Here is a 23,701-nt window from a genome sequence, read left to right as displayed (position 1 = left end):
CCGGGGCGATTTTGTTTAGGCGCCCATAATTTAGGCGATCAGGAGCGCGGGCTGGGTCATGACATGACGCAGAAAGTCGAAATCGACCGCCGGGATTTCGATCAGGCCGAAGCGCAGGCTGTAACCCCAGTTCGCCGTTTGCGTAAAATCCAGCCAGTCGAGCAGCGGACGGATCGGATGCTCCGCCGCCGCCAGCCAGTCCACCTCGCGCCGGAACATGCCGCCTTCGCCGACATGCGGCGCAGACGGGGCCACGAAACCAATGGCGGTGAAGCTCTGAAAGCCGTCCTTCGCGCCCATATGCTGCGACGGCGAATAATAGACGATCCCGTCGCCCGGCGATAAGCGGCGCAAAGGCGCCAGCTTGCCGTGATTGACCTGCATGAAGCCGCCCGCCCGACCCCGGCGCACATGCTCCGCGCAGGCCACGCCCAACCAGTATCGCGTCATCGCCTCTCTCCTTTGCTGCGGAGAGTCTGGCGCCGTTTCGTGTCAGTTTTTGTCAGGAAACGGCCAACTGGCCGCGCAAACCGACGCAGGTGGCGTTTTCCAGCGCCTCCAGCTTCATCACAGCGCCTTCGAGAATGGCGCGCGACAGATCGGCGCCGTCCAGCTTCGCCATATGCAGGTCGGCCTTGCTGAGATTGGCGCCGCGCAGGCGCGCCTCGCGCAGGTCCGCGGGCAGCAACCGGGTGGAGTCGATTTTCAACGCCCCCAGCTTAGCCCCTGTCAGGTCCGAACCGTCCAGCCGCGCCCGGACCAGGCGCGCGCCGCGCAGGTCCGCGCCCTTGAGATGGCAGTTGCGCAGGTCGGCGTCTTCGAGGTGCGCGCCCTGCAACTGCACGCCCTGCATGTCGAGGCCGTAAAACACCGCCCCCTTGGCCGACAGGGCCGCCAGGTTGAGGCCGCGAATCTGCCCCAGGGCGCGCAGGTCGGCCTTATCGAAGACCGACGGCTTGCCTTCACGGCCCAGACTGTCCACCCATCTGGCGTGATCGTGCAGCATCTCGCCATAGGGCAGGCTGCTGACGTCCGTGCCGACCACCTTGTCGGTCAGAACGCCGGTCAGATCGGTCTGCGAGGTGCGCCATGAATCGGTCTTGGCGCCGATCAGCACCGCGTCCTTCAGCGAGGCGCCGCTGAGGTCGGCGCCCGACAGGTCGGCCCCGCCCAGATCGACATTGTCCATGATCGCCTGTTTCAGGTTCGCCCGCACCAGCTTGCAGGCGCGCATGGTGGCGTCGGTGAAGTCGGCCTTCATCGCCTGAATGCCCGACAGACGCGAGCGCTCCAGATTGGCGCCGCGTAAGTTTGCGTAGGTCGCTTCCGAGGTGCGCATCGAGATTTCGACGTAGGATAAACCCGCCTGCTTGTCCGGCAGAGCCAAAGCGCCTTAGCGCAGGTCCGCATCCATCAGATCGGCGCCCGACAGATTGGCGCCGCGCAGGCAGGCGCCGCGCAGATCGGCGCGTTTCAGGCTGGCGTTCATAAGATTGACCAGTTGCAGATCGGCGCAGTAGAGATTGCAGCGGTCGAGAATGGCGCCGCGCATATCGCAGTCGGTCAGCACGGCGGCGGTGAAGTCGGCGTCGGTCAGATTGCAGCGTAAGGTCAGGCCCGACAGGTCGCACCACGCGAACACGGCGCGCGAGCCGCCCGGCTTCATGGCCAGCAGGCGTTCGTGTTTGACGCAGATGGCGTCCACCTGCGCCTGGGTCAGCTTGGTGTAGCGTTGTTCGCCGGTCGTGGCGGTCATCAGGCGGCTTTCACAAATATCCCCGTCCTGTTTTGGCACGGAAAGTTTAACTTATTCCGAAAGAAGTCCCTGAGCGCGCAGGCGCTGCGCCAGTTCGCTGTCCGGGGCGACGCCGAGCAGCCGATAGCCGCGCGCGCCCCATGCCTTCAATTCCGTGGTCAGATCGTCGCTGCTCGGCGTAAACGGGGCGTCGATATGGTCGGCGCGCGCCACGACAAGCGGCTGGCCTGTTTTCAGCCAGTGGACGAAACCCGCGATCAGAAACCCCGCCGCGTCGGCCAGCAGGCCTGCATCGGGATGAAGTCCGGCGGCCTGCATCCGCCGCACGCCCTTGTGCGCGGCGAAGGGGGATGGATCGGCGCAGGCGTAAATAACCTGCGCCACCCCCGCCTCGATCAGGCGTTGCGAGCACGAGGCCGTCCCGTTCGAGCGTTCGCCGCACGGCTCAAGCGTCACATAGGCGGTCGCGCCGCGCGCGCCCGCGCCTGCTGCGGCCAGCGCGGCCTCCTCGGCATGCGGTCGCCCGCCGTCGCCGGTCGCCGCCTCAGCGATAACGACGCCATCCCTGACCAGCACGCACCCGACCGGCGGATTGGGCCAGGTCCGACCCAGTTGCGCCCGCGCCAGGTCGATGGCGCGGCGCATGAACAAGACATCCCGCCCCTCCTGCTCTTGCAAAGGGAGGGGGGCGGTGTGAGGGGGCGCCTCCGTCATCTCCAACCTCGTCGGATAAAACCGGAACTCATACGACTCGACCGGTTCGGATATTCGTCCCTCGCATATGGCGAGGATGGTGTCGAGCACAACGCCCTTATCGCTCAGAACATCGCCCGCGCCAAACCGGGCCACCGACCAACCGTGTTCATTAAGATAACGATCGCGCACAACATCGCGGGGGTTGCCGATATGCTGGCCGCCATCCAGTTCGACGACCAGACGTCGTTCCGGGCAGGCGAAATCGGCGATATAGGGACCGATAGGAAACTGGCGGCGGAATTTCAGGCCGCCCTGCTGGCGGTCGCGCAAGGCCAGCCACAGACGCGCCTCAGCGACGTTATCGCTCCGCCGCAAAATGCGCGCCAAAGGCGTCAGACGTGAGCGGCGGCGGCTCATGGCTTACCCCTCACCCCAGCCCTCTCCCCTCAAGTGGGGAGAGGGGGTTAAACGCTTGAGTCCCCTCTCCCCACTTGAGGGGAGAGGGTTAGGGTGAGGGGTTCTTCTCCGCTTACGCCCCATAAACCGGCACGGGATTGGCGCGGTCGGTGTCGAGATATTTGGCTGACACCGGCTTCAGGTCGGCGTCAAGCTGGATGACCAGCGGGTTGCCGGTCGGCACCTCGACGTCGAGGATCGCCTGTTCGGACAGATGGAATAACGACTTGATGATGGCGCGGATCGAATTGCCGTGCGCGGCGACCAGCACGGTCTTGCCCGCCTTCAGCTCCGGCGCGATCTCGCCTTCCCACATCGGCAGCACGCGGTCGAGCGTGGTCTTCAGGCTTTCGGTGTCCGGCAGGTTCGCGCCCGCATAGCGGCGGTCGCCCTTGAAATCATAAGGGCTGTCCGCGCCCAGCGGCGGGGGCGGCACGTCATAGGAGCGACGCCAGATCTTCACCTGTTCATCGCCATGCTTGGCGGCGGTTTCGGCCTTGTCGAGGCCGGTCAGGCCGCCGTAATGACGCTCGTTCAAACGCCAGTCCTTGATCACCGGCACATAGCTCTGACCGGCGGCGACCAAAGCCAGATTGCAGGTGCGGATGGCGCGGGTCAGGACGGAGGTGAAGGCCTGGTCGATCTCGATGCCCTCGGCCTTGATCAGCTCGCCGCCGCGCCGCGCCTGCGCCTCGCCCTCGGCGGTCAGATTGACGTCCACCCAGCCGGTGAAGCGGTTTTCGAGGTTCCACTGGCTCTGGCCGTGGCGGAGAAGAACGAGGGTAGGCATGGGCGGCTCCTGAGTGTTTTCCGCCTTGGCTATAAGGTTTCAGCCATGCACATGCAAGCGGTCGCCGGGACGGATCACGCCGCCCTTAAGGATACGGGCATAGAGGCCGCAGTCACGGTGGCCGTAGTTTTCAAACAGGCCCCGACAGAGATCGACGTCACGCTCGGCGGTGTCCGGGTTCACATGCGTCGCGACGCAGCGTTCAATCGGTTTCAGCGCCTCGAATTCCGGGCCTTCCTCGCCGACGCGGATCGTCCGGCCGACCCACGTATGGTCCTCGAAGGCCGCCCAGTCCTCGACCCAGATATTGCCGCGTAAGCGCAAGGGATCGAGATCGACGCCGATCCGCTGACCCAGATCACGTAAAGAATTGAGATTGAGAAACGAGACAAAGCCCTTGCCGGAATCGGTGAAGCGGAAATGGGTCTGCACAGGCTCGACATCCGGCGCGGTCAGAAGATTGAGCGGCATGGCGACCGGATCATAATCCTCATGCCGCGCCAGCACCGTCTCGACATGGCGCGCCAGGGCGTGACGCCCCGCCGGATCGCTCATGTCAAAGCGCCACGGCTTGCCGTCCTCATCGCTTAGCTCCAGCGCGTCGTCGTACTCGTCATAGCGCGTGCGCAGGCGCGCCACGGCGGAAAAGCGCGCCAGCACGGCGAAGCGCATCTTGGAGATGGTTTTAGGGTTGTCGGGATCGAAGCCGCTGCGCCCGACCTCCAGCGCGAACATTCGGTCAAACGGAAAGAAATCGCCGGGCGACAGCAGCGCCTCCGGCACGTTTTCCGGCGTGAACCCCTTGATCGGGTGCCGCCACAAAGAGGAGACGACGCCCGTTACGCTCATCCGAATTCTTCTTCCAGCATGGCCAGACGTTCGGCCTGATCCTCGGCGATCAGGGCATTGATCATCTGATCCATCTCGCCTTCCATGAATTGCGGCAGGTTATAGAGGGTCAGGTTGATGCGGTGGTCGGAGACGCGGCCTTGCGGATAGTTGTAGGTGCGGATGCGCTCGGAGCGGTCGCCGGAGCCAACCTGGCTCTTGCGCGCGCTGGAGCGGGCCTCGTCGAGCGCGGTGCGCTGCATGTCGTAAAGCCGCGCCTTCAGATTACGCATGGCGATCTGGCGGTTCATGTGCTGCGACTTTTCCGATGAGGTCGCGACAACGCCGGTCGGCAGGTGGGTGATGCGCACAGCGGAATCGGTCTTGTTGACGTGCTGGCCGCCGGAACCGGAGGCGCGGTAGGTGTCGATGCGGATATCCTTGTCGAGAATCTCGATCTCGACATCCTCGGCTTCGGGCAGCACGGCCACGGTCGCCGCCGAGGTGTGGATGCGCCCGCCCGCCTCGGTGGCCGGGACGCGCTGCACGCGATGCACGCCGGACTCGAATTTCAGCTTGCCGAACACGCCGTCGCCGGTGACCGAGGCGATGATTTCCTTATAGCCGCCCGCATCGCCTTCGGAGACGCTGTCCACCTCGACGCGCCAACCCTGCGCCGCGGCGTAGCGGGAATACATGCGGAACAGGTCGCCCGCGAACAGGGCCGCCTCGTCGCCGCCGGTGCCGGCGCGGATTTCGAGGATGGCCGAGGCGTTCTCATCCTTGTCCTTGGGCGCCAGCAAAAGCGCGACGCCGCGCTCCAGATCGGGCAGGCTCTCCTTCAGTTCGGACAGTTCCTCTTCGGCCAGGGGCGACAGTTCGGGATCATTCAGCGCGATCAACTCCTCAAGCTCAGGCGCCTGCGCGCGGGCGCGGATCAGCTTTTCCACCGCCTCGCACACCGGCTTGAGTTCGGCATGCTCCTTGGACAGGCGCACGATCTCGGCGCCGTCGGTGGCGGATTCCATGCGCGCCTCGATCATGCGGAAGCGGTCCATGACCTGATCGAGCTTGGCTTGCGGCAGATGTATCAAGGCGTGTCTCTCGGAAACTGTCTCGCGCTCTATACACAAGGCCTTACAGCGAGTCGAAAAGTTTTAGCCGCCGAGACGCGGAGCGCAGCGTGCTTGAGCACGTGAGCACCGCATCGCAGGCGGATGAGACTTTGCAGACCGCTGAAAGGCCTTGTGCTTATTTTGGGAAGGTTTCAACGAAGCTCTGGCGCTCTTCCAAGGCGTCGGTCAGGGCGGCGGCCTTCGGGGCGATGCCGCGCCAGCCGATATGCGGATAACGGAAGCTGGTATAGGTTCCGGCCACCGCGACGGTCAGCGTCCCCATGTCGAACACGTCCGGCGCCGGACACAGGGCGTCGATGCGCTCAAAACCGCGCTTGAGATTGTCCTCCCAGCGCTTCAGCCAGAAGGGCGAGCGCTCGGTTTCCGGGCGGCGGTTTTCCAGCACCATGCGCACATTCATCTCGATCAGGCCGACGGCGGCGGCTTCCAGACGGCGCACGGCCCAATGCGCCGCGCTGTCCGGCGCAGGCAGCAGGTGCGGACCGCCCTCGCCGTTCGCGTCCAGCCAGGCGCAGATCAGGGTCGAGTCCTGCCAGCATACGCCGTCATCGTCGATCAGCGCCGGAATCTGCGCCACCGGATTGGCCTCCACCAGATCGGGCTGGCTTTCGACCGGCGCGGTGAACACCTCCTCTGTCTTCGCCAGCCAGCCGCGTTCGCGAACCACGATGCGCGCCTTGCGGGCAAAGGGAGAGCCGGAATTGATAAACAGCTTCATGGCGGGCCTCACGCTAGAAATAAAGACGACGGCTTAGTGAACCGGACGCCGGTTCAGGTCAAGGCGGCGGATGCGCAGGTTTAAAGTCGAAAATGGAATTAACAAGCGATTAATAACATAAAATCAGCCATTTGCTGTAATTTAAGACTTATCCACTAGGGTAAGGTTTCAATCAACAAGCCTCAGAACGAGACTCTGGTGAAAAAAGCTTCGGGCGAACTGAAATTGCTGGCGCCAATGGCGATGATTGTTATCGTCGCCGTCTGCGCTCTTGTGGGCAGTCTTTGGGTGTGGGCCGAACAGGCCGACAGGATGTCGCGTACGCGCGAAGAAGCGCTGGTGCGCATCGGGCTTGAGCAGATCGCCGACAGCCACGCGCAACTGATGACGCCGATCACCATCTGGAACACGGCGGTGACCAGCACGGCGGTCAAATACGATCCGAAATGGGTGGCGAGCAATATCGGCGGCTATTTCCGCGACTTCCTGAACTTTGACACCAGCCTGCTGCTTGACGGCGACGACCAGTTGCGCGCCGCCTTCCATAAGGGTCAGCCTGTCGATCTCGCCGCCCAATCGGCGCTGAAGGCCCAGACGGACGCGCTGGTGAAACATCTGCGCCAGACCTATGAGCAACGCCGCAGCAAGGGCCTGCCCTATAATACCGACAGCGACCATATCGGTCAGTTGATGGCGTATAAGGGTCATGTCTATATTGTCGGCGCGTCCCTGCTGCTGCCGGATACGCATGACGACAAGCTGTTGAGCTATCGTCCGTTCGCGGCGGTGGGCATGCATGAACTGTCCGACGACGAACTGGTGACTCTGTCGAAGCGTTACATGCTGTCGAATGTGCGCCTGCTGCGCGCCGGACAGGCGCGGCCAGGCAATGTCGCCGCCATCGCCTTCCGCGAGAATACGGCGACGGGCGAACAGAACGGCAAGCTGGCGGCGCAAATGATCTGGACGCCGGATTCGCCGGGCCACACCCTGTTTATTCGCGCCCTCGGCCCGGTCCTGATGATCTCGATGGGGCTCGGCCTGATCGCCATCGTCCTGTTGCACCAGAGCCAGAAGGCGGCGCAGGGGCTGATCGCCTCCGAGGCCAAGGCCAAACACATGGCCCTGCATGACGCCCTGACCGGCCTGCCCAACCGCACCCTGTTTTCGGATCGTCTGGTGCAGGCCTGCGAACGCCTGAAACGGCAGGAAGGCCATGTCGCGGTCATGTGCATCGGCCTCGACCGCTTCAAGGACGTCAACGACACGCTCGGCCATCTGGCCGGCGACGAACTGATCCGCCATCATGCGCGCAAGATCGCCGGCGTTCTGCGCTCGTGCGATACGCTGGCGCGGCTGGGCGGCGACGAATTCGTCATCATCCAGTCCGATTCCGACCCGCGCGCCGCCGCCGCCCTGGCCAAGCGTGTGCTGGAGGCTCTGACCGGCACGGTCAGTCTGGAAAGCGGCCAGGTCTTCTCCTCATGCTCGATCGGCGTCACCCTGCTGCACGACGGCGATGTCGAGCCCGCCGAGGCGCTGCGTCAGGCCGATCTTGCGCTTTACCGCGCCAAGGATATGGGCCGCGGCCAGTACGCCTTCTTCGAGATCGAGATGGACGCCACCATCAAGCTGCGCAAGACGATGGAGACCGGCCTGCGCGAGGCGATCCACACCGGCGACCTTGATGTCGTCTATCAGCCGCAGGTCGATCATTACGGCCATATGGTCGGCGTCGAAGCCCTGTGCCGCTGGACGCATCCGACGCGCGGCCCGGTCTCGCCCGGCTATTTCATTCCCCTGGCCGAGGAATGCGGCCTGATGGTCGAACTGGGCCATCTGGTCATGCGCCGCGCCATGCAGGACGCGCAGCGCTGGCCGGGCCTCAAGGTCGCGGTCAATGTCTCGGCCTCGCAGATGCGCTGCAAGGGCTTTATCGGCGCGGTGCGCGACCTGCTGGCGGAAACGGGCGCGTCGGCGCATCAGATCGAGCTGGAGATCACCGAGGGCGTGCTGCTCAACGACGATGCGACGACGCAGATGATGCTGCGCGATCTGCGTCATATGGGCTTTACGATTGCGCTCGACGATTTCGGCACCGGTTATTCGTCGCTCAGTTACTTGAGCCGCTATCCGGTCGATAAGATCAAGATCGACCGCTCCTTCGTCGCCAATCTCGGCGTCGATCCGGAAGCCGAAGCGGTGATCCGCGCCATCGTCAAACTGTCCAAGGCGCTGAACCTGGCAACGGTCGCCGAGGGCGTGGAGACGCGCGCGCAGAAGACCATCCTGCGTCAGGCCGGTTGCGGCATCATTCAGGGCTTCCTGTTTTCGCGCCCGGTCGCCAGCGCAGATATCGACGGCATGATGCGCAACGAACGCCGGCTGAGCATCGCCGGGGAAGCCGAAGCCGCGCCCAAACCGAAGGTCAAGCTGTCGCCCAGAATGCCGAACTAAGTCGGATATTACAGCTTTTCGGCGTGGGCCTCGACCAGTTCGACAATGTGGTCGATCATCTGGTCGTTCGACAGCTTGTGGTCCGGCTTGCCGCCCATATAGACCATGCCCGCCCCGGCGCCGCCGCCGGTGAAGCCGATGTCCGTGTACAGAGCTTCGCCCGGACCGTTGACCACGCAGCCGATGATCGACAAGGACATCGGCTTGGCGATATGGGCCAGCCGCTCCTCCAGCTTCGCCACCGTGTCGATGACGTTGAAGCCCTGACGCGCGCACGACGGACAGGCGATGATATTGACGCCGCGATGACGCAGGCCCAGCGATTTCAGCAAATCGAAGCCGACCTTGATCTCCTCGACCGGATCGGCGGCCAGCGAGACGCGCAGCGTATCGCCAATCCCGGCCCATAACAGATTGCCCAGCCCGATGGCCGACTTGATCGTGCCGGTGCGCAAAGGCCCGGCCTCGGTCACGCCAATATGCAGCGGGCAGTCGATGGCCTCGGCCAGTTGCTGATAGGCGGCGACGGTCAGGAAGACGTCCGACGCCTTGACCGAAATCTTGAATTCGTGAAAATCGTGCTCGCGCAGGATGTTGGCGTGGTAGAGCGCGCTTTCTACCATGGCTTCCGGGCACGGCTCGCCATACTTTTCCATCAGGTCTTTTTCCAGCGACCCGGCATTGACCCCGATGCGCATCGAACAGCCGTAGTCCTTGGCCGCCTGCACGACCTCTTTGACGCGGTCCTTCGAGCCGATATTGCCCGGATTGATGCGCAGGCAGGCCGCGCCCGCCTCGGCGGCCTCGATGGCGCGCTTATAGTGGAAATGGATGTCGGCGACGATCGGAACCTCGGCGCCCCTGACGATGGCTTTCAGCGCCTGCGTCGATTCCACGTCCGGGCAGGAAACGCGCACAATGTCGGCGCCCGCCTCTTCCAGCGCCCGAATCTGCGCCAGAGTCGCCTCGGCGTCGGCGGTCAGGGTGTTGGTCATCGACTGCACCGAGATCGGCGCATCGCCGCCGACGGCGACCTTGCCGACCCTGATCTGACGGCTCTTGCGGCGCTCGATCATGCGCCAGGGGCGCACATGGGTATGGGAATCGTGAGGATGGTGGCTGTCCATAAGGAACCCGGTCTGACTGTCTTCGCAGGGCTTATATCAGAAGCCCGCCCCCGCGTCACAAGCCTGACGCGGCCCGAAGTCACATAATATTACGCGCCCGCGTCTTTGGCGGCGGCGGGCGCAGCCACAGGCGCAGCTTCGTGCTTAGCTTCTAGCGCAGCTTCTGGCGCAGGCGGCGGCGCGGCGGACGACGCCCCTTGCTCAGGTTTGCGCACCGCGGGCAGGTACGGGATCGGCGCGTCCGATTTCGGCGCCGCCTGCGGCACGACGAGCGGCGGCGGCGCGGCGGCGCGCGGGGTCTGACCGGCGGCGGATTGGTGCGCGTCGAGCGCATTCGACAACTGCACGGCGCGCGCGTTCAGCTTGCCAACCGCCGTCACCTTGGCGTCCATGGTTCCCGCATATTCGCCGTTGTAATAAAGATCGAAGGCCGACGGATCCGAGGCGTCGAGCAGCACGTCCTGCTGATCGGCCTGCGGCAGGCGATAGGCCTCGCCGGGCGCAAACTGGTGGACGAAATAGATGGCGCCGTTCACGCCGCGCAGCACCAGATTGACGCTCTTGGTCGCCTGCAGGGTCACGCTCGAATCCTCCGGCTCGGCGCCGTAGATCGCGCCGCGCGGATTAAAGGCCTTGCGCATCAGCGCCGCCCCGGCGTCACCGGCGGGCGTCGTCGAGCTGGCGTCCTGCGCCGCGTCGAGCGAGGCGAACTGCGCCTCCAGTCCCGGCGTGACATAGGGCGCCGGCACGTCCTGATCGGGCGGCGGCGGCGCCGGGCGCGTGACATAGACAAGTCCGTCATGGATCAACGGGACGCCCGCCGCCCAGGACGAGGCGTCAACCTCGGTCAGGCCATGATGACGGTTGTGGCTGGCGGGCGCCCGCTGCCAGATATTCCAGGCGACGATGGCGCCGACCAGGCACCCGGCGACGATCAGATAGCGGCGATAGCTGGGCCTGGCGTCCTCCAGCGAGGCGCCGGACGGCGCGTGCAGGCGGGTGTTCTGCGGCGAGACTTCGCGGCGGAACATATCGGCCAGGCTTTCCTCGTCCAGCCCCAGCGCCTTGGCGTAGGCCTTGACGAAGCCGAGCGCGAAGGCGCGCGGCGGCAGGACGTCATAAGCGGCCTGCTCCAGCGCCTCCAGATAGCTGCGCTTGACACGGGTGATGTCCTCGACATCGTCCAGCGTCCAGCCGAGCGCCTCACGCCGTTCTTTGAGGAGTTTGGCCAGATCGAAGCGGTCGGGCTGATGGCCCTCATCCGCCAGCAGCGGCGCCTTACGGCCATGAAACAGGCCATGATAGGGCTCATCCTCGATCGCGCCGGGCGCATCGGGCTGAAAGTCGGAAGGAGGCGGTTCGGCGGCGCTCATGAATCCTCTTTGAACTGCGCCCGACAGAACCACAGCGTTGGTGCAGAATCAACACGCTACGCTTACGAAGACGGATCGGAATCGCGCCCAAATGACAATTGCCCGTCCGCGGGAGTCGGGTTAAGACTCCCCGTCATGTAACCGGATGCAGGAGCGACCCCCATGCCCGCAGCTTTCGACGATTTGTGGATCGGTCAGGTGGCCTCCCTCGGCGCCGGCGTGGTGTCGGAGACCGAACTGGCGGCCTTCTGCAAAACCTATGCGCCGCACTGGGATGTCACGGACGGCCTGCCCGACGCGCTGATCTTCGCCCTGTGGTCGAAGCTGGAGGCCGAAGCCTCGCTGAACTGGCCGCAGACCAAGCGTCTGGCGGTCGATGCATTGCGCTGGTCGCGCAACCCGCCGCCGGGCGAATTGCTGCGCGGACGCCTGACGGTCATGGGCAAGGACGCGGTTGGCGACACCAAGGGCGTGGTGATCGCGCAGAACGATCTGCTCGACGAGGCCGGGCGTCTGGTCTTCTCCTGCCTGACCCGCTCGGTGTTTCAGCGCAATCCCAAGGCGCCGAAACCGGACGAAGCCTGAAACATCCGCAAAGCGTCATGAAAAAAGGCTCCGCCGCGGCGGAGCCTTTTCCCTATCCCGTGACGGGAAGGCTTAGTTCGCAGGCGCCTGCGCGTTGTTGCGCTCGATGGTCAGGGCGATCAGGCGGTCCCAGGCCAGCAGCGAGTTCAGGTGCGCATAGATGTGGGTCAGGGCGCCGTTGTCGCGCAGCTCGACCAGCTTGTCGCCGGACAGTTCGCCCAGCTTCTTGTCGTCGACCGCGAAATATTCGGCGATCTTCTGCGGCTCGCCCGCCGAACCGTCCGGGTTTTGCGGACGATAGACGGTTTCGCGCGGCGCCAGAAGGTCGAGGTCGCGCAGCAACTGCACGAAGGATTCGGTGCGGCGGCGTTCGTTTTCGAAGTCCTGACAGAACTGCATGGCGTTTTCGAGATAGGGCGTGGCCTGGCCGTTCTCGAAGAAGGCGACGTCGGGATTGCTCTTGACCACCATGGGGCCTTCGATATCGACGCACAGGATCAGGCGCTGCTGCTGCTCGTCATTGGCGAAGACGAACGGATAGCGGCGCGCAAAGGCCGGCAGGTAGGAATCGCCCTTGAAGGCGCCTTCGGGCGAGACAAACACGTTCTGGCCCGACGACAGACCCATGGCCGCGACCGGCATATAGTTGTCGCCGATGAAGACGATCGGATAGCTGAGCGAGGCCGCCGGAAATTCCGACACGGTCAGCGGCACGACATTGGTTTCGGCCACAAAGGCGTGCGGGTTCGGCGTCGCCTTGATGCCCATGCCGCCATGGATTTCAGGGTTCAGCGGTTCGGGGTTCTTGTAGAACAGGACGTTTCCGGTCAGCGTGGCGTCGTTGGTGGGTTCTTGGGCCATGAATTTTCTAGACTTGATTGAACAATAAAGGAGCCATGCTTCTAGCGCATGGCTCCCGGTGCGGCAAGCTCTGTGACCGCTCAGGCGAATTGGTCTGCGCGCGTTCGCGCCGTCAGAAGCTTTTGCTCAGACCGACAAAGACGCCGCGGCGCGGTCCCCATTGCGGCGCGCCGACCCCGATGCCGCCGCCGTCGCGGATCTCATAGGCGGCGTCGAACAGGTTGATGACGTCGAGACGCGCGCTGATTCCGTGCGCGAAATCATGCGACGCCGACACATTGACCTGCGTATAGGACGGCAGATGCAGGCCGTTGGGAATAGCGCCGTCGGTGCGCAGGCCGGAGCCGAAGAGCGCGTCGAGCGACAGGCGCGTCCTGCCGATCAGATAGCTGCCGCCCGCCGAAGCCGTGGTCGTCTGGTTATGATCGACATAGATAAAGTGGTCGGCGACATAGGCCTGATCGTCGGGCGCGAAATTGAACTGCGACGAGACGATCTGACGGCCCTGCGCGGAGCCGACGGCGTAGTTGGCGTAGAAGGTGAACGGGCCGTTCTGATAATTGGCGGTCAGCTCCACGCCCTTGTTACGACCGCATTTGTAATTGAACGGCGTCAGGATGATCGGCGCGCCGAACTGGCCTTCGTCGATCAGATAGCGCGCGACGCGGTTATAGGCGTCCACGCCGAGCGTCAGATGCGCGCCAAAGCGCTGCTGGACGCCGAGATCGTAATAGTTGTCGCGCTCGGCGTAAGGCAGGTCGTTCTGACCCGAAAGGTCGAAGGAGGTGCCCGCGAACAGGCTTTGAGTCTGCGACGCGATCAGCTCATAGGGCGGCGGCGTGAAATAGCGCGCATAGCCGCCATGCACGGTCATGCCCTGAAGCGGGGTCCAGACGAAGTTGATGCGCGGGCTGAGCTGGTCCTCGGTGCGGTAGGAATCGAGCTTGTCATAACGCAGGCCGTAATTCAGGGTGAAGTTCTGGAACGGGTTCCATTCGTCCTGAATGTAAAGGCTCTGGGTCACATTCGACCTGGCCGCGTTATCCGTGATGACGACCGGGACGTCCGAGGTCTGGGCGCCGCTGTTATCGACATAGAAGACGTGGCTCAAGGTATCCGACACGCTGCGGTCGCCCGACACGATGACGCCGGCGCGCAGGGTGTGGCGCGCGTTCAGCGTCCAGGCGCCCTCGGCCTGAATGCCGACCGCCGTGTCGCGTTTGTCCGCATACTGACTGATGCCGTTAAACGCCAGTTCGCCGTTCCAGTCCGGCTGGTAGGTCAGGCGCGAGGCGCGCGCGAACAAAGAGACCTGACCGGTGAAATCGCCGGTGGTCTTCAGATAGGAGGCGATGACATAGTCGGTGGTTTCGCGCTGACGACCATCGAGCGTATCGCTGCTGAAGCTTTTTGTTCCGTTCACAGCATAACCCGCGCCGTCATTGACCGAGTTGAGGCCCGGCGTATTGGGAATCTGGAAGGACTGATCCGACACGCCCGCGACCAGCGAGACGCGGCTGTTGTCGTCGATCATGTGATCGTAATAGCCAAAACCCATGATCTGCGAGGTGCGATCGTGCAGCGGCGTTGCAGCGTTATACGGCGCTTCGATGCCGAGCTGGTTCTGCTTATAGCTGAGCGAACCGAAGAAGGTGTCATTGCCGCGCGAACCGCCATAGGAGACGCTGGGCTCATAATCGCCATGGCTGCCGCCATAGATCGACATCTCGCCGCCATTCCTGATGCCCGACTGGGTGGTGATATTGATCACCCCCGCCGTGCGCAGGCCGTACTGCGCGGGCAGGGCGCCGGTGATGAGCTGCACCCCGGCGGCGAAGCGCGGGCTGAGGACATTGCCGAAATTGCTCAGACCTTCGGGCAGGATGACGCCGTTCAGACGATATTGCACGCCATTATGATCGCCGCGCACATGCAACTGGCCGTAGGAGTCCTGCACCACGCCTGGCGCCTGCAACACCACCTGATTGAGCGGCTGGTTGTCGCCGCCCGGCAGGGCCTGGATGGCGGCCTTGGACAGGGCGAAGCTGGAGGCGCCGATGTCCGGCTGGATCGAGTCGCGCGCCGCATCGAGACGACGCGCCTTGACCACGACCTCGACGGGCTGCTCGTCCTTTTTCGGCTTGCTGTCCTGCGCCTGCGCCAGCCCTGCGCCGAGCGCCAGCAGCGAGACGCCGGAGACGATGAAAAGACGAAGAGACGGGGTCATGCGGTTGCTCCGGCGACGATGTTGCGTTGCCGCATTTGTTATGTAATAGTGTAACGAACGTCAAGCGCATTTGTTATATTATTACATATTTTTCAGATTGCGGCGTCAGGCCGCGCTCCGCTACGTCTCCAGACATTGCTAAAACCCGCAACTCATCCTACTTTAAGCAGTATGAGCACCACCTGCGACCACGCCCACGACCATGACCACGCCCTGTCCGACGCCGCCAAGGCGACGCGGCTTGATGAGGCGCAGGCTCTGTGCGTCGAAGCGGGCGAGCGCATGACCACGTCGCGCCTGCGCACCTATGAGCTGATCTTAGAGGCGGGCGGGCCGATCAAGGCCTATGACGTGATCGACCGCTTCCATCCCGACGGCGCGGCCAAGCCGCCAACCGTCTATCGCGCCCTCAGCTTTCTGGAGCAGATGGGGCTGATTCACCGCATCGAAAGCCTCAACGCCTTCGTCGCCTGTGACACCCGGGACCATGCGCATACGGCGGCCTTCCTGCTGTGCGACTGCTGCGGCTCCAGCGAGGAAATCGCCATACCCAGCATGCCGGAGATCGAGGCGACCGCGGCGCGCACCGGCTTTCAGGTCAAGCATGTGACTTTAGAGGCGCATGGCCTGTGTCAGGCCTGTCAGGCGGCTTAAACCCGCCTGGGGCGAATCGACATTCGGTTTCCTGCCTCATCTCTCATTGGCGAAAAGGGGAGTCACGGATGACGCAGATATCGCAGATTTAGATTTAACCACAGAAAACACGGATGATGGCCTTTGGCCATCTTCACGGATAAGGGAAGGCGCTGCGCTTACCGCGCTCTCAACTTCATCCGTGTACGCCGCGTAAGCGGCGGTCCGTGCAGACGGCCATAGGCCGTCATCCGTGGTTAAATCCCTTCTAAATCTGAGCCATCCGCGCCATTCGCTCAGGACAGGCATTCTGAAGGTCGATCCGGCCTACACCCACCGCTTCATGCGGAACCACCAGATCAGGGCGACCGCGATCGCGGCCATCATCACGATCGACGCCCAGAAGGCGTCCGGGTTATGCAGGAACGGCATGTGCTCGAAATTCATGCCGTAGATCGAGGCGATCAGGGTCAGCGGCAGGAAGACCACCGAGGTCACCGAAATCACCTTCATCACTGCATTCTGCTCGACATTGATCAGACCCAGGGCAGCGTCGAGCAGGAAGGCGATATTGCCCGACACATAGGTGGCGTGGTCGCTCAATGAGGTCACATCCTGGCTCATGGTGTGCAGGCGGTCCTGAAACTCCTTGTTGTCGGGATGCGCGCCGCACGTCAGCGCCGGGTCCAGCCCGGCGGCGAAGGCGGTCAGACGCGCGAAGGTGACGAGCGAGTCACGGATCTTGACGATGTCGTTCTGAGCGTTGCCGAGCAGCAGCAGCACGTCCTCCAGCCGCCCCTTACGCTGGCGCGTGAAGATCGAGCGCGACAATTCGTCGATCTGGCCCTGAGTCTTCTCGATCAGATCGGCGGTGCGGTCGATAATGACGTCGAGCAGGTTTAAAAACGCCGTCGTCCCGTCCTGACACAGCACCGGCGACCTGTCGATATGGCTGGCGAAAATACCGAAAGAGGCCGGGTCGATATAGCGGATGGTCACCAGACGCTGACCGGCCAGCACAAAGGTCACCGGCCCGCTCTGCAAATGCGCCTGACCGCCGTAAAAGGCGACCTGCGCGGTCATGAAGGCGACGCCGTTTTCCAGATAGAGCCGACTCGACGCCTCGATCTCGGCCATGTCCTCGCGCGTCGGCAACAGCACGCCGAGCCGGGCCTCCATGGCCAGTTCTTCTTCGCGGGTCGGATTATAAAGGTCGATCCAGGCGGCGTCAGAGGCCTGGTTATCGGCAACCTCGTGACCGGCGGCGTGCAGGCTGAGCATAATCCCCCCGGCAGGCGCTGAATGATTTAACGCTTGTGGTGAGTCTTACGGGTCGGCGCGCGGGTATGGACGGTGACGGCGGCCTTTTCAGAGGCCTTGGCGACGACAGGTTTAACACTGGGCTTGTCCTGATCGCCATCCAGCTTGGCGGTGAGGTCGGCGGCGGCCTTGCCCTTGACCTTGGCGGCCACGGTGACCGGCTTGACGGCGCCAAAGCCCTTCGTGTTGTCGGGCGACAGGGCGGCCTTGAGATCGGCGGGCAGGTCCGCAGGCGCGGCGTCGGCGTCGGTCATCGCCACCTGTGTCGCGGCGGCGGCGGCCTGCATCGGCGAGGCCTTAGGCGACATCTGGGGCGCGGTTTCCGGCGCGGCGATCTGCTGCGGCTTGTCATTATAGATGAAGCCATAGGTCGTATAGACGGTCGTGCCCAGATCGTTGAGCGGGCCGTACCACACCTTGACCTTGCTCCAGTCGCCCTTGTCGGAGACGTCGAGCACATTGACATGGTCCTCGACCTGACCGCGGCGGCCATTGATCGGCGACCAGTTGGCGTGGGTCACCTGAATATAGCGGTCGGTGATGATCTGCGAGACGACGGCGACGTGGCCGAGGCGCATCTTGCCCTGCGGACGGAAGACCAGCACGGCGCCGGGCTTGGGCGCATGGCCTTCGTCATATTTGCCGGTCGCCTTTTCCCACCAGGTCCAGGCGTCGCCGAAAATCTGCATGCCGGTCAACTGGCGCGCAAAGGTCACGCATTGCAGATAGGGCGAGGAGGATGACTTGTGCGAGGCTTTGGCGTGATGAACCGTTTTCGCGTAAAGCGGCGTGGCGACGCTGAGGGTCAGGATGGCGCAGACGATCGCCGACACGGTTTTCTTCACGCTTCCACTCCGTAAACTGTTACTACCGTGTCATGGGTACAACAGAAATATTAATTTTCAACCCCTTTTTCGCCTGCGGGGCGTGTAAAATTAACTTTACTGAATTTTTTCCAAATGCCTGATTTCAGCCACTTTTCACCATAGTACCGCACGATCTCGCGGCACGGGCGCTCGATCAGGTGGTGCGCCAGCATCGACAGGGGGATCAGCGCCAGCAGCCCGGCCAGCCACCAGACAAACGGCAACCCGTGGCCCTGCAGGCCCAGCAGGCGATCGACGCCCTTCAGATATACCCACTTCCACGGCACATAGATCATATAGGTCGCGAAGCTGATTTCGCCGAGATAGACCAGGGCCTTGCCGGACAGAATCCCGCCCTCGCCCGTCTTGGGCGCCAGGCCCGCCATGGACAGGACCAGCAGGCCCGCCGCCAGCACGATGAGCAGATCGCAGGCGACCAGATCGCCCGGCACGAAGCTGGCGGCGAAGATCATGGTCAGGCTGGCGATGATCGCGCCCGCCAAAGCGACGCCGGAGCGCTGCACCGCGCCCGCGCGCCAGGCCAGAAACAGGGCCGCGCCGTAAAGGAAGGCCGGAACGATGCGCAGCGCGCCCCACTGGAAGGTGGCGTTGGTCAGGTGAAAGCCCATCACGCCCTGAAACGCCGCGTACATGATCGTCATCAGCCCCATGGCCAGACCGACCGCCAGCATGGGGCGATTGTGCAGCTTCACCGCGACGAAAGCGGTCAAGGGGAAGGTCAGATAGGCGAACCATTCCGCCGAGATCGACCAGGACGGATGGTTGAACGACGCGGTCGGCGCCAGCCCCCAGGCCTGGGTCAGGCTCAGGTGCGCAGGCAGGGCCGCCCAGTTGCTGGCGTTCGCATCGAGATGCTGTCCCGCAATCGCCGCCGCCGCGATCAGCAGCAGCGTAAAGACCAGCATGGCGATATGCAGCGGATAGATGCGCGCCAGCCGCATGGTGATGAACTTGCCGTAGGTGAAGCGTCCCGCCTTGAAGCCTTCAAAATAGACATAGGACAGGATAAAGCCCGACAGTACGAAGAACAGATCGACGCCGAGATAACCCTTGTTCAACAGACCGATGCTCAACGCGCCTTTCAGCTCGTGAATATAGGTGTATAGCACGACCCAGGCGGCGGCGAAGAAACGCAGACTGGTCAGGGGCTTCAGATGGTCCTGGACGGGATTCTGGGGCATGGGCGTGTTCCAAAACGGCGCCGGAAAGGCGACTGAGCCTGACTCTGCATGAACCGTGCCGCGTCGTGTTACAGATTGGACATGAAAAAGCCCCGCAGGGCGACCTGCGGGGCCATATCCTTGATCCGTCCCGCGCCTATTTGCGCGTCCACTTACCCGTGGCGTCCTGATAATAGTCGCCGGGATTGAGTTTCGGCAAGATCACCGTATTGAAGGCCGAAATGCCGGCGGCTTCGGGCGAGACGCCGTTCTTGGCGGCGGCCTGCGCATAGACCTGCTTGCGGCCATTATTGATGTCGTCCACGGCGGCCTTGAGCGCGCCGGTGTCAGGCGCGCCGACAAAGCCGAGATAGCCGGTGTTCATCTCACCGACCTTGCCCGCCGCCTTGGCGGCGTCCACCATGGCCTTGGAGGCGGCGATGTCGGCATAGGCCGGAGCGACGGTCAGAGCGGCGCCGCCCGCGACGGCGCCCGCCAGCATAAGCGCGGCGGCGGCGGCTTTCAGAGAAACAATCTTCATCACAAACCTCACAAATCTAGAACAGATTGGGATTCTGCTGCGCCAGGGCCTGAACGTCCTTGTCGAGCTGAACCTTCACATTGACGTCGAGCTTGGCGTAGATCGGCGCCAGATTGACGTTGACATTAACGGACGGCGTACAGGCGCTCAGCGCAAAGGCGCCCAGTACAGCCGCCGCCCCGGCGAAAGAGATGTGGGCGAATTTCTTGGTCATGCGCAACTCCTGATCGGTCATGGCATATCAGCAGATATAGGCTGAACCGAAGCTGAACGGAACGGCATAATTTGCGCGCTACGGCTTTTCCGCAGATTGGCTCGCCGGTTGCGGCGCCAGCTCCTGCGCGGGCGCGCCGAACTGCGCCAGATCGCCGAGCAGTTCGTCGAGATTGACCGGCACTTCGAGGTACAGTTCGACCGGCGTGCCCGACGGCAGGGTGATCGGCTTCTGCATCCATGTGCCGCGCAGGTAGTCGAACAGGCTGATCGTCGCCTTCTGCTTCTGCGGCGGGTCGAAACGGCCCTTGATATGGAAGCTGTTGTCCAGCACGCCGTCCTGCGAATTCACCTTCGCGTCGATCTGGTCGTAGGCGATATGCTCCATCGCCTGATAAGCCAGATCCTGGAACGGATTGAAGTTGGGATCGGCGGCGGCGGCGGCGCGCGCATTGGCCTCGGCGACCGCCGCCGTCGCCTTGTCGACATGCTCGCTGGTGACATTGCCGGTGGCGTCAACACCGGTGACGGCGGAGCGCTTGACCGAAATGCGGCCGGGCCGGTCCGACGTCATATAGCCATTGGCGACGCGGATATGGCCATCCTTGATGGTGAAGGGCAATTTGCCGGTCAGAGTCCCGTCAAAGCTCATACTGTCCGCCAGACTGGTGGCGGCGATGATCTTGCCGAAATCAAGCCCGTCGAAGCTGACGACGCCGCTGATTGCGGTTTTGGCGTCCATCGGCAGGGCCATCGGCTCCAGCCGCACGACGCCGCCCGGCGTCATGACCTGCGCCTCCTCCAGAGCAATATGGTCTCCCATGAATTGCAGGCCGAGATTGAGATCGGTCAAGGGCAGGCCGGAATCGATATTGGCGATGCTGAGCCGCTGATGCGGGTCGGACAACAGTGGCGACAGGGAGGTAAAGACGATCTTGCCGCTCAGCGTGCGGGCATTGGCTGGACCGGCGGTGAAGTTCAGGCCGTCGAGCGTCAGCGTCCCGCCGCTGGTCACGGTCTTTGCGTCCCAGGCGAAACCGCCATCGAAGACCGCCTTGCCGCTGACATTGCTGGCCGCGGCGGTCAGCGGGGTCAGATCGGTGGGTTGCAGCCCGCCCGGTGCGAAATCGAGGCCGTAGGTGTGGATTTTCAGCGTCCCCTTGCCGCTGGTCACGCTGTTGACGAGGTCGAGCTGCGCCACCGGCAGCGGCTTGCCGTTGGCATCCTTCGCGTTCGGCGTGGCGGCGAAGAAGCGGCCCGTCATGGCGCGCGCGTCCTGCGTCAGGGCGCCGGTGATCTGCAACGGATGAAAGCGTTTCTGGTCGCCCTCCAGCGTATCGCTGACCAGACCGGCGCTGAGATCGGCCTTCAGACCGGTCGCGTCGCCGCCCGGCAGCGCATAGGCGGCGAACGTCCCGCCCCCGCCCGCAAACGCCGCCTGTTCGTTCGGCGCGCTCAAGGACAGGTCCGAAAAGCCCGCTTCCGAACGCCAGCCCTGCGGCGACATGGCCAGCAGCGGCGCTTTCGCCGGGGTCAGGCTGGCCGACAGATGCTCCAGATGATCGCCGATCTCCGCCGACGCCGCCGTAAAGGTCGCCGGTTCGCTCAAAGTCGCGACAAGGCCGTCGTTCGTCATGGCGAACCGCCCGTGGCCGTCGAACTGCGCCCCGACGACCGGCGCGACATCGCCCTGCGCGCTCAAGCTCCAGTCGCCTGCGCCGTTGGCGTCGAGACGGGCGACGTCGAGCTTCGCCTGCGGCAGATCGGGTCCGTCTAGAGTCACGGTGAAAGCGCCCTGGCCGCGTGAATCATAAACGACGCCCGCTTTTCCGGCGTCGAGGCGCGCCTGACCGCCGCCCTTGAGATCGAAACGCGCGCCGTTCCTGAGGCGCAGTTTCAAGGTCGGCGGCGTCGCCGCGTCGTCCGCCGCCATATCGAGGCTGAGACCGCGCGCGCCGAGCCGGAAACGCTCGAACGCCCGATCCAGCGCGACGATGGCGTCGAGAGGTTCTTTCGGCGGTTCGGCAGGTTTGGGTTGTACCGGAACGAGCGGCGCCGTCACCGGCACGCGCTCCGGGCGGCCCTGCGCGGCGGCGTTCAGTCCGGCATAACGCCCGTCCGCATCGAGATCGCCCTGCGCGGCCAGTCGCCAGCCGCCGGTCGCCGCATTGCTGCGCGCCTCGCCGTTCAGCGTCAGTTTCACAGCCGTCAGACCGATATCGCCGCTTGTCACGGCGCCGATACGGGCGCGGCCTTCGAAATCGGCCTGCGCGCCCTTGTCATCCGCGGCCAGCAGCACGCGACCGAGATCGAACGCCGCGTCGCGCGCGTCGAAACCCGGCTGACTAAGATGACCGATATGCTGGCTGACCGGCCCGCTCAGAGTCATGACCGGCGCGGCGCCCGCCTGCAAATTCAGTTTCAGCGCCAGCTTGTCGCCGCTCAGCCGCACCTGTTCGGCGCGCAGGGCGCCGCTGGACAGCGACTCGGCCTGTGTATCCAATTGCGCCGCGCCGCTGAAACCGCCCGCCTTTTCGCCGCTTTGCACGGCGCCGGCCAGGGTCAGGCGCGCGTCGACATGGCGCGCCTCGGCGCCCCCGGCGCTGACCTGTCCGGCGTGCAGGTCCAGCTTCGCCTCGCCAGCGCCGGTGAAGGCGTCGAAAAAGGCTTGCGATTTGCGGTAGGGCGCCAGCAGGTCGAGCCCCAGCGACGCATCCTCGACCGCGACCGCCGCCCCGCCTTCGACCGCGCCCGCGGCGTCGCCGATACGGATATTGTCGCCGCTGACGCGCGCCTGAATGTGCAGTTGTTCGCCATTCTGCGCCGAGTTAACCGAGCGCGCCAGAATCTGCGCCGACGACAGATCGCCCTCGCCTTGCGGGCCGCTGAGATGCGTCGCGGGCAGGGTGAAGTTGAGCGCCGCCAGACGGCCTTCATGCAGACTTAAGGCCCCGCGCCCGCGCAGCAGGCCGTAATCGGTGGACAGGCGGGCCACCGCGTCCTCAACGATGATGTCCTGTGGCGGCGGCGCCTTGGACGGCGGCGCGCTCAGCAGGCCATTGACCAGCTTGTCCAGCGCGCCGAAATGCAGTTGTCCCTTCTTCAGCGAAGCCTGAACGACCGGATGCACGAGATGGACGCGCGTCACCTGCGCCAGCGGCAGGCCGCCGCGCGCAAACGGGGTCAGCCTGTAATCGATGTCGAAGCGGTCGAGGCTGAATTCCGGCCTGTCCTTGTCGCCGATCAGCAGGCTGCCTTCGGCGTGTTTGAGGCTCAGAGCATCGAAATGCACCCTGGCGCGGGCGCCCTGTCCGGCCAGCCAGCCCTGCACGATCTCGGCGGCGATCTCGCGCCGCGCCGCATAGACAATGACGCCCGCCGCCGTCGCGCCCCACAGGGTCAGCCACAGCCAGCTCGACGCCCTTATGCCGCCTCTGCGCGGCGGTTTTGGACCGTTCGGTCCGCCGCTTCCATAGGTTCGATTCCTGGGCGTTCCGATGCCGTCATCGGCGCCGTCGCCATCCGGCAGAGGCGCGCCGTCAACGCCCGTCGGCCGCGAAAAACTATCGCTGCCGCTCATGCTTACGGGGAACCAGAGCGCCTCGTCATCGGTGAGGGAGATCGGCTGTGTCATCAGCGGCGGCGGCAAGCTTTCTGCATTTCAGGGGCAGTTTCGCGCCCGGGGATTCACCATGTCCGAAACATGTAAAGAAAATGCGGACGCAAACGGATTTCGCCAACTGTTTTACACGGGCGGGGCAAAAAGATGACGCGCGCGCCTTGATCTGACGCAAGTTTTCCACAGATTGTTAACGCAAGGCGACGATTTCTCCGCTCAGGCGAAAACGTCCTCGCTTTGAAATTAAGATCGCCTTAACCCTTTTTCCACAGCATTTGCCTCACAGCGGCGGCGATTCGTAGGTAAAAATCCTGGCTG

The 23,701-nt window shown here is 63.9% G+C and carries 19 protein-coding genes and 1 pseudogene; 3 read left to right on the top strand and 17 right to left on the bottom strand.

Going from position 1 to position 23,701, the window contains the following annotated elements:
* Positions 1-30: 30 nt before the first annotated feature.
* The 7 genes and pseudogenes from ACTHLA_RS15965 to ACTHLA_RS15935 all read right to left on the bottom strand — a co-directional run bounded on the left by ACTHLA_RS15965 (position 31) and on the right by ACTHLA_RS15935 (position 6,380).
* Positions 31-450, bottom strand: coding sequence for an EVE domain-containing protein (locus tag ACTHLA_RS15965; RefSeq protein WP_440191622.1), 420 nt, complete (start codon positions 448-450; stop codon positions 31-33).
* A gap of 52 nt (positions 451-502) precedes the next feature.
* Positions 503-1,756: pseudogene (locus ACTHLA_RS15960) on the bottom strand (pentapeptide repeat-containing protein).
* Positions 1,757-1,807: 51 nt separating this feature from the next.
* Positions 1,808-2,869, bottom strand: coding sequence for a DUF559 domain-containing protein (locus tag ACTHLA_RS15955; RefSeq protein WP_440191619.1), 1,062 nt, complete (start codon positions 2,867-2,869; stop codon positions 1,808-1,810).
* A 112-nt stretch (positions 2,870-2,981) separates the two neighbouring features.
* A complete protein-coding gene (gpmA, locus tag ACTHLA_RS15950; RefSeq protein WP_440191616.1) occupies positions 2,982-3,698 on the bottom strand; it encodes a 2,3-diphosphoglycerate-dependent phosphoglycerate mutase in 717 nt (238 codons plus the stop codon).
* 39 nt (positions 3,699-3,737) lie between these two features.
* The gene (locus ACTHLA_RS15945) at positions 3,738-4,547 is read right to left on the bottom strand and encodes an MOSC domain-containing protein (protein WP_440191613.1); all 810 of its coding nucleotides are present in this window, start codon (positions 4,545-4,547) and stop codon (positions 3,738-3,740) included.
* Entirely contained in the window at positions 4,544-5,617 is a 1,074-nt protein-coding gene (gene prfA, locus ACTHLA_RS15940) for a peptide chain release factor 1 (RefSeq protein WP_440192012.1), read from the bottom strand. Before prfA ends, ACTHLA_RS15945 begins: the two co-directional genes overlap by 4 nt.
* Before the next feature lie 160 nt (positions 5,618-5,777).
* Positions 5,778-6,380 (bottom strand): glutathione S-transferase N-terminal domain-containing protein, encoded by a 603-nt coding sequence (locus ACTHLA_RS15935; protein WP_440191610.1) that lies wholly within the window; start codon positions 6,378-6,380, stop codon positions 5,778-5,780.
* 198 nt (positions 6,381-6,578) lie between these two features.
* On the opposite strand from ACTHLA_RS15935, the gene ACTHLA_RS15930 reads away from it, so the two are divergent.
* The gene (locus tag ACTHLA_RS15930) at positions 6,579-8,837 is read left to right on the top strand and encodes a putative bifunctional diguanylate cyclase/phosphodiesterase (RefSeq protein ID WP_440191607.1); all 2,259 of its coding nucleotides are present in this window, start codon (positions 6,579-6,581) and stop codon (positions 8,835-8,837) included.
* Between the two features lie 8 nt (positions 8,838-8,845).
* On the opposite strand, the gene ispG is transcribed toward ACTHLA_RS15930, so the two are convergent.
* Positions 8,846-9,964 (bottom strand): flavodoxin-dependent (E)-4-hydroxy-3-methylbut-2-enyl-diphosphate synthase, encoded by a 1,119-nt coding sequence (gene ispG / locus ACTHLA_RS15925; RefSeq protein WP_440191604.1) that lies wholly within the window; start codon positions 9,962-9,964, stop codon positions 8,846-8,848.
* An 89-nt stretch (positions 9,965-10,053) separates the two neighbouring features.
* Entirely contained in the window at positions 10,054-11,337 is a 1,284-nt protein-coding gene (locus tag ACTHLA_RS15920) for a helix-turn-helix domain-containing protein (RefSeq protein ID WP_440191601.1), read from the bottom strand.
* Between the two features lie 162 nt (positions 11,338-11,499).
* Here ACTHLA_RS15920 and ACTHLA_RS15915 point away from each other — a divergent pair, with 162 nt between their 5' ends.
* On the top strand, positions 11,500-11,922 hold the full coding sequence (locus tag ACTHLA_RS15915) for an acyl dehydratase (RefSeq protein WP_440191598.1): 423 nt from the start codon (positions 11,500-11,502) through the stop codon (positions 11,920-11,922).
* Between the two features lie 72 nt (positions 11,923-11,994).
* On the opposite strand, the gene ACTHLA_RS15910 is transcribed toward ACTHLA_RS15915, so the two are convergent.
* Positions 11,995-12,783: a SapC family protein gene (locus tag ACTHLA_RS15910; RefSeq protein ID WP_440191595.1), complete on the bottom strand. Its 789-nt coding sequence runs from the start codon at positions 12,781-12,783 to the stop codon at positions 11,995-11,997.
* A gap of 112 nt (positions 12,784-12,895) precedes the next feature.
* Positions 12,896-15,010: a TonB-dependent receptor gene (locus tag ACTHLA_RS15905; protein ID WP_440191592.1), complete on the bottom strand. Its 2,115-nt coding sequence runs from the start codon at positions 15,008-15,010 to the stop codon at positions 12,896-12,898.
* Between the two features lie 171 nt (positions 15,011-15,181).
* Here ACTHLA_RS15905 and ACTHLA_RS15900 point away from each other — a divergent pair, with 171 nt between their 5' ends.
* Complete coding sequence (locus ACTHLA_RS15900) at positions 15,182-15,664, top strand: Fur family transcriptional regulator (protein ID WP_440191589.1); 483 nt, start codon at positions 15,182-15,184, stop codon at positions 15,662-15,664.
* A 306-nt stretch (positions 15,665-15,970) separates the two neighbouring features.
* On the opposite strand, the gene ACTHLA_RS15895 is transcribed toward ACTHLA_RS15900, so the two are convergent.
* The 6 genes from ACTHLA_RS15895 to ACTHLA_RS15870 form a co-directional block, all read right to left on the bottom strand.
* On the bottom strand, positions 15,971-16,924 hold the full coding sequence (locus ACTHLA_RS15895; RefSeq protein ID WP_440191586.1) for a magnesium transporter CorA family protein: 954 nt from the start codon (positions 16,922-16,924) through the stop codon (positions 15,971-15,973).
* Positions 16,925-16,950: 26 nt separating this feature from the next.
* Entirely contained in the window at positions 16,951-17,688 is a 738-nt protein-coding gene (locus ACTHLA_RS15890) for a CHAP domain-containing protein (protein WP_440192009.1), read from the bottom strand.
* A 170-nt stretch (positions 17,689-17,858) separates the two neighbouring features.
* Positions 17,859-19,031, bottom strand: coding sequence for an acyltransferase family protein (locus ACTHLA_RS15885; RefSeq protein ID WP_440191583.1), 1,173 nt, complete (start codon positions 19,029-19,031; stop codon positions 17,859-17,861).
* Positions 19,032-19,167: 136 nt separating this feature from the next.
* Positions 19,168-19,551 carry a YdbL family protein gene (locus ACTHLA_RS15880; RefSeq protein ID WP_440191581.1) on the bottom strand — a complete coding sequence of 128 codons (384 nt, stop codon included), beginning with the start codon at positions 19,549-19,551 and terminating at the stop codon, positions 19,168-19,170.
* 16 nt (positions 19,552-19,567) lie between these two features.
* Positions 19,568-19,765 carry a YnbE family lipoprotein gene (locus tag ACTHLA_RS15875; protein ID WP_440191578.1) on the bottom strand — a complete coding sequence of 66 codons (198 nt, stop codon included), beginning with the start codon at positions 19,763-19,765 and terminating at the stop codon, positions 19,568-19,570.
* A gap of 78 nt (positions 19,766-19,843) precedes the next feature.
* Positions 19,844-23,398 (bottom strand): intermembrane phospholipid transport protein YdbH family protein, encoded by a 3,555-nt coding sequence (locus tag ACTHLA_RS15870; protein ID WP_440191575.1) that lies wholly within the window; start codon positions 23,396-23,398, stop codon positions 19,844-19,846.
* Positions 23,399-23,701: the final 303 nt, after the last annotated feature.

The sequence above is a fragment of the Asticcacaulis sp. genome (genome assembly GCF_051956075.1).
Classification (GTDB): domain Bacteria; phylum Pseudomonadota; class Alphaproteobacteria; order Caulobacterales; family Caulobacteraceae; genus Asticcacaulis.
Note: the sequence above shows the minus strand (reverse complement) of the source record. Positions and strands in the feature narration are given on the sequence as shown.

Excerpts from the sequence above, each read along its gene's own strand:
- ACTHLA_RS15885 (WP_440191583.1), bottom strand. The coding sequence starts at position 19,031 with ATGCCCCAGAATCCCGTCCAGGACCATCTGAAGCCCCTGACCAGTCTG.
- ACTHLA_RS15910 (WP_440191595.1), bottom strand. The coding sequence starts at position 12,783 with ATGGCCCAAGAACCCACCAACGACGCCACGCTGACCGGAAACGTCCTG.
- ACTHLA_RS15915 (WP_440191598.1), top strand. The coding sequence starts at position 11,500 with ATGCCCGCAGCTTTCGACGATTTGTGGATCGGTCAGGTGGCCTCCCTC.
- ACTHLA_RS15875 (WP_440191578.1), bottom strand. The coding sequence starts at position 19,765 with ATGACCAAGAAATTCGCCCACATCTCTTTCGCCGGGGCGGCGGCTGTA.
- ispG (WP_440191604.1), bottom strand. The coding sequence starts at position 9,964 with ATGGACAGCCACCATCCTCACGATTCCCATACCCATGTGCGCCCCTGG.
- ACTHLA_RS15870 (WP_440191575.1), bottom strand. The coding sequence starts at position 23,398 with ATGACACAGCCGATCTCCCTCACCGATGACGAGGCGCTCTGGTTCCCC.
- gpmA (WP_440191616.1), bottom strand. The coding sequence starts at position 3,698 with ATGCCTACCCTCGTTCTTCTCCGCCACGGCCAGAGCCAGTGGAACCTC.
- ACTHLA_RS15880 (WP_440191581.1), bottom strand. The coding sequence starts at position 19,551 with ATGAAGATTGTTTCTCTGAAAGCCGCCGCCGCCGCGCTTATGCTGGCG.
- ACTHLA_RS15955 (WP_440191619.1), bottom strand. The coding sequence starts at position 2,869 with ATGAGCCGCCGCCGCTCACGTCTGACGCCTTTGGCGCGCATTTTGCGG.
- ACTHLA_RS15935 (WP_440191610.1), bottom strand. The coding sequence starts at position 6,380 with ATGAAGCTGTTTATCAATTCCGGCTCTCCCTTTGCCCGCAAGGCGCGC.
- ACTHLA_RS15965 (WP_440191622.1), bottom strand. The coding sequence starts at position 450 with ATGACGCGATACTGGTTGGGCGTGGCCTGCGCGGAGCATGTGCGCCGG.
- ACTHLA_RS15945 (WP_440191613.1), bottom strand. The coding sequence starts at position 4,547 with ATGAGCGTAACGGGCGTCGTCTCCTCTTTGTGGCGGCACCCGATCAAG.
- ACTHLA_RS15900 (WP_440191589.1), top strand. The coding sequence starts at position 15,182 with ATGAGCACCACCTGCGACCACGCCCACGACCATGACCACGCCCTGTCC.
- ACTHLA_RS15895 (WP_440191586.1), bottom strand. The coding sequence starts at position 16,924 with ATGCTCAGCCTGCACGCCGCCGGTCACGAGGTTGCCGATAACCAGGCC.
- ACTHLA_RS15920 (WP_440191601.1), bottom strand. The coding sequence starts at position 11,337 with ATGAGCGCCGCCGAACCGCCTCCTTCCGACTTTCAGCCCGATGCGCCC.
- ACTHLA_RS15905 (WP_440191592.1), bottom strand. The coding sequence starts at position 15,010 with ATGACCCCGTCTCTTCGTCTTTTCATCGTCTCCGGCGTCTCGCTGCTG.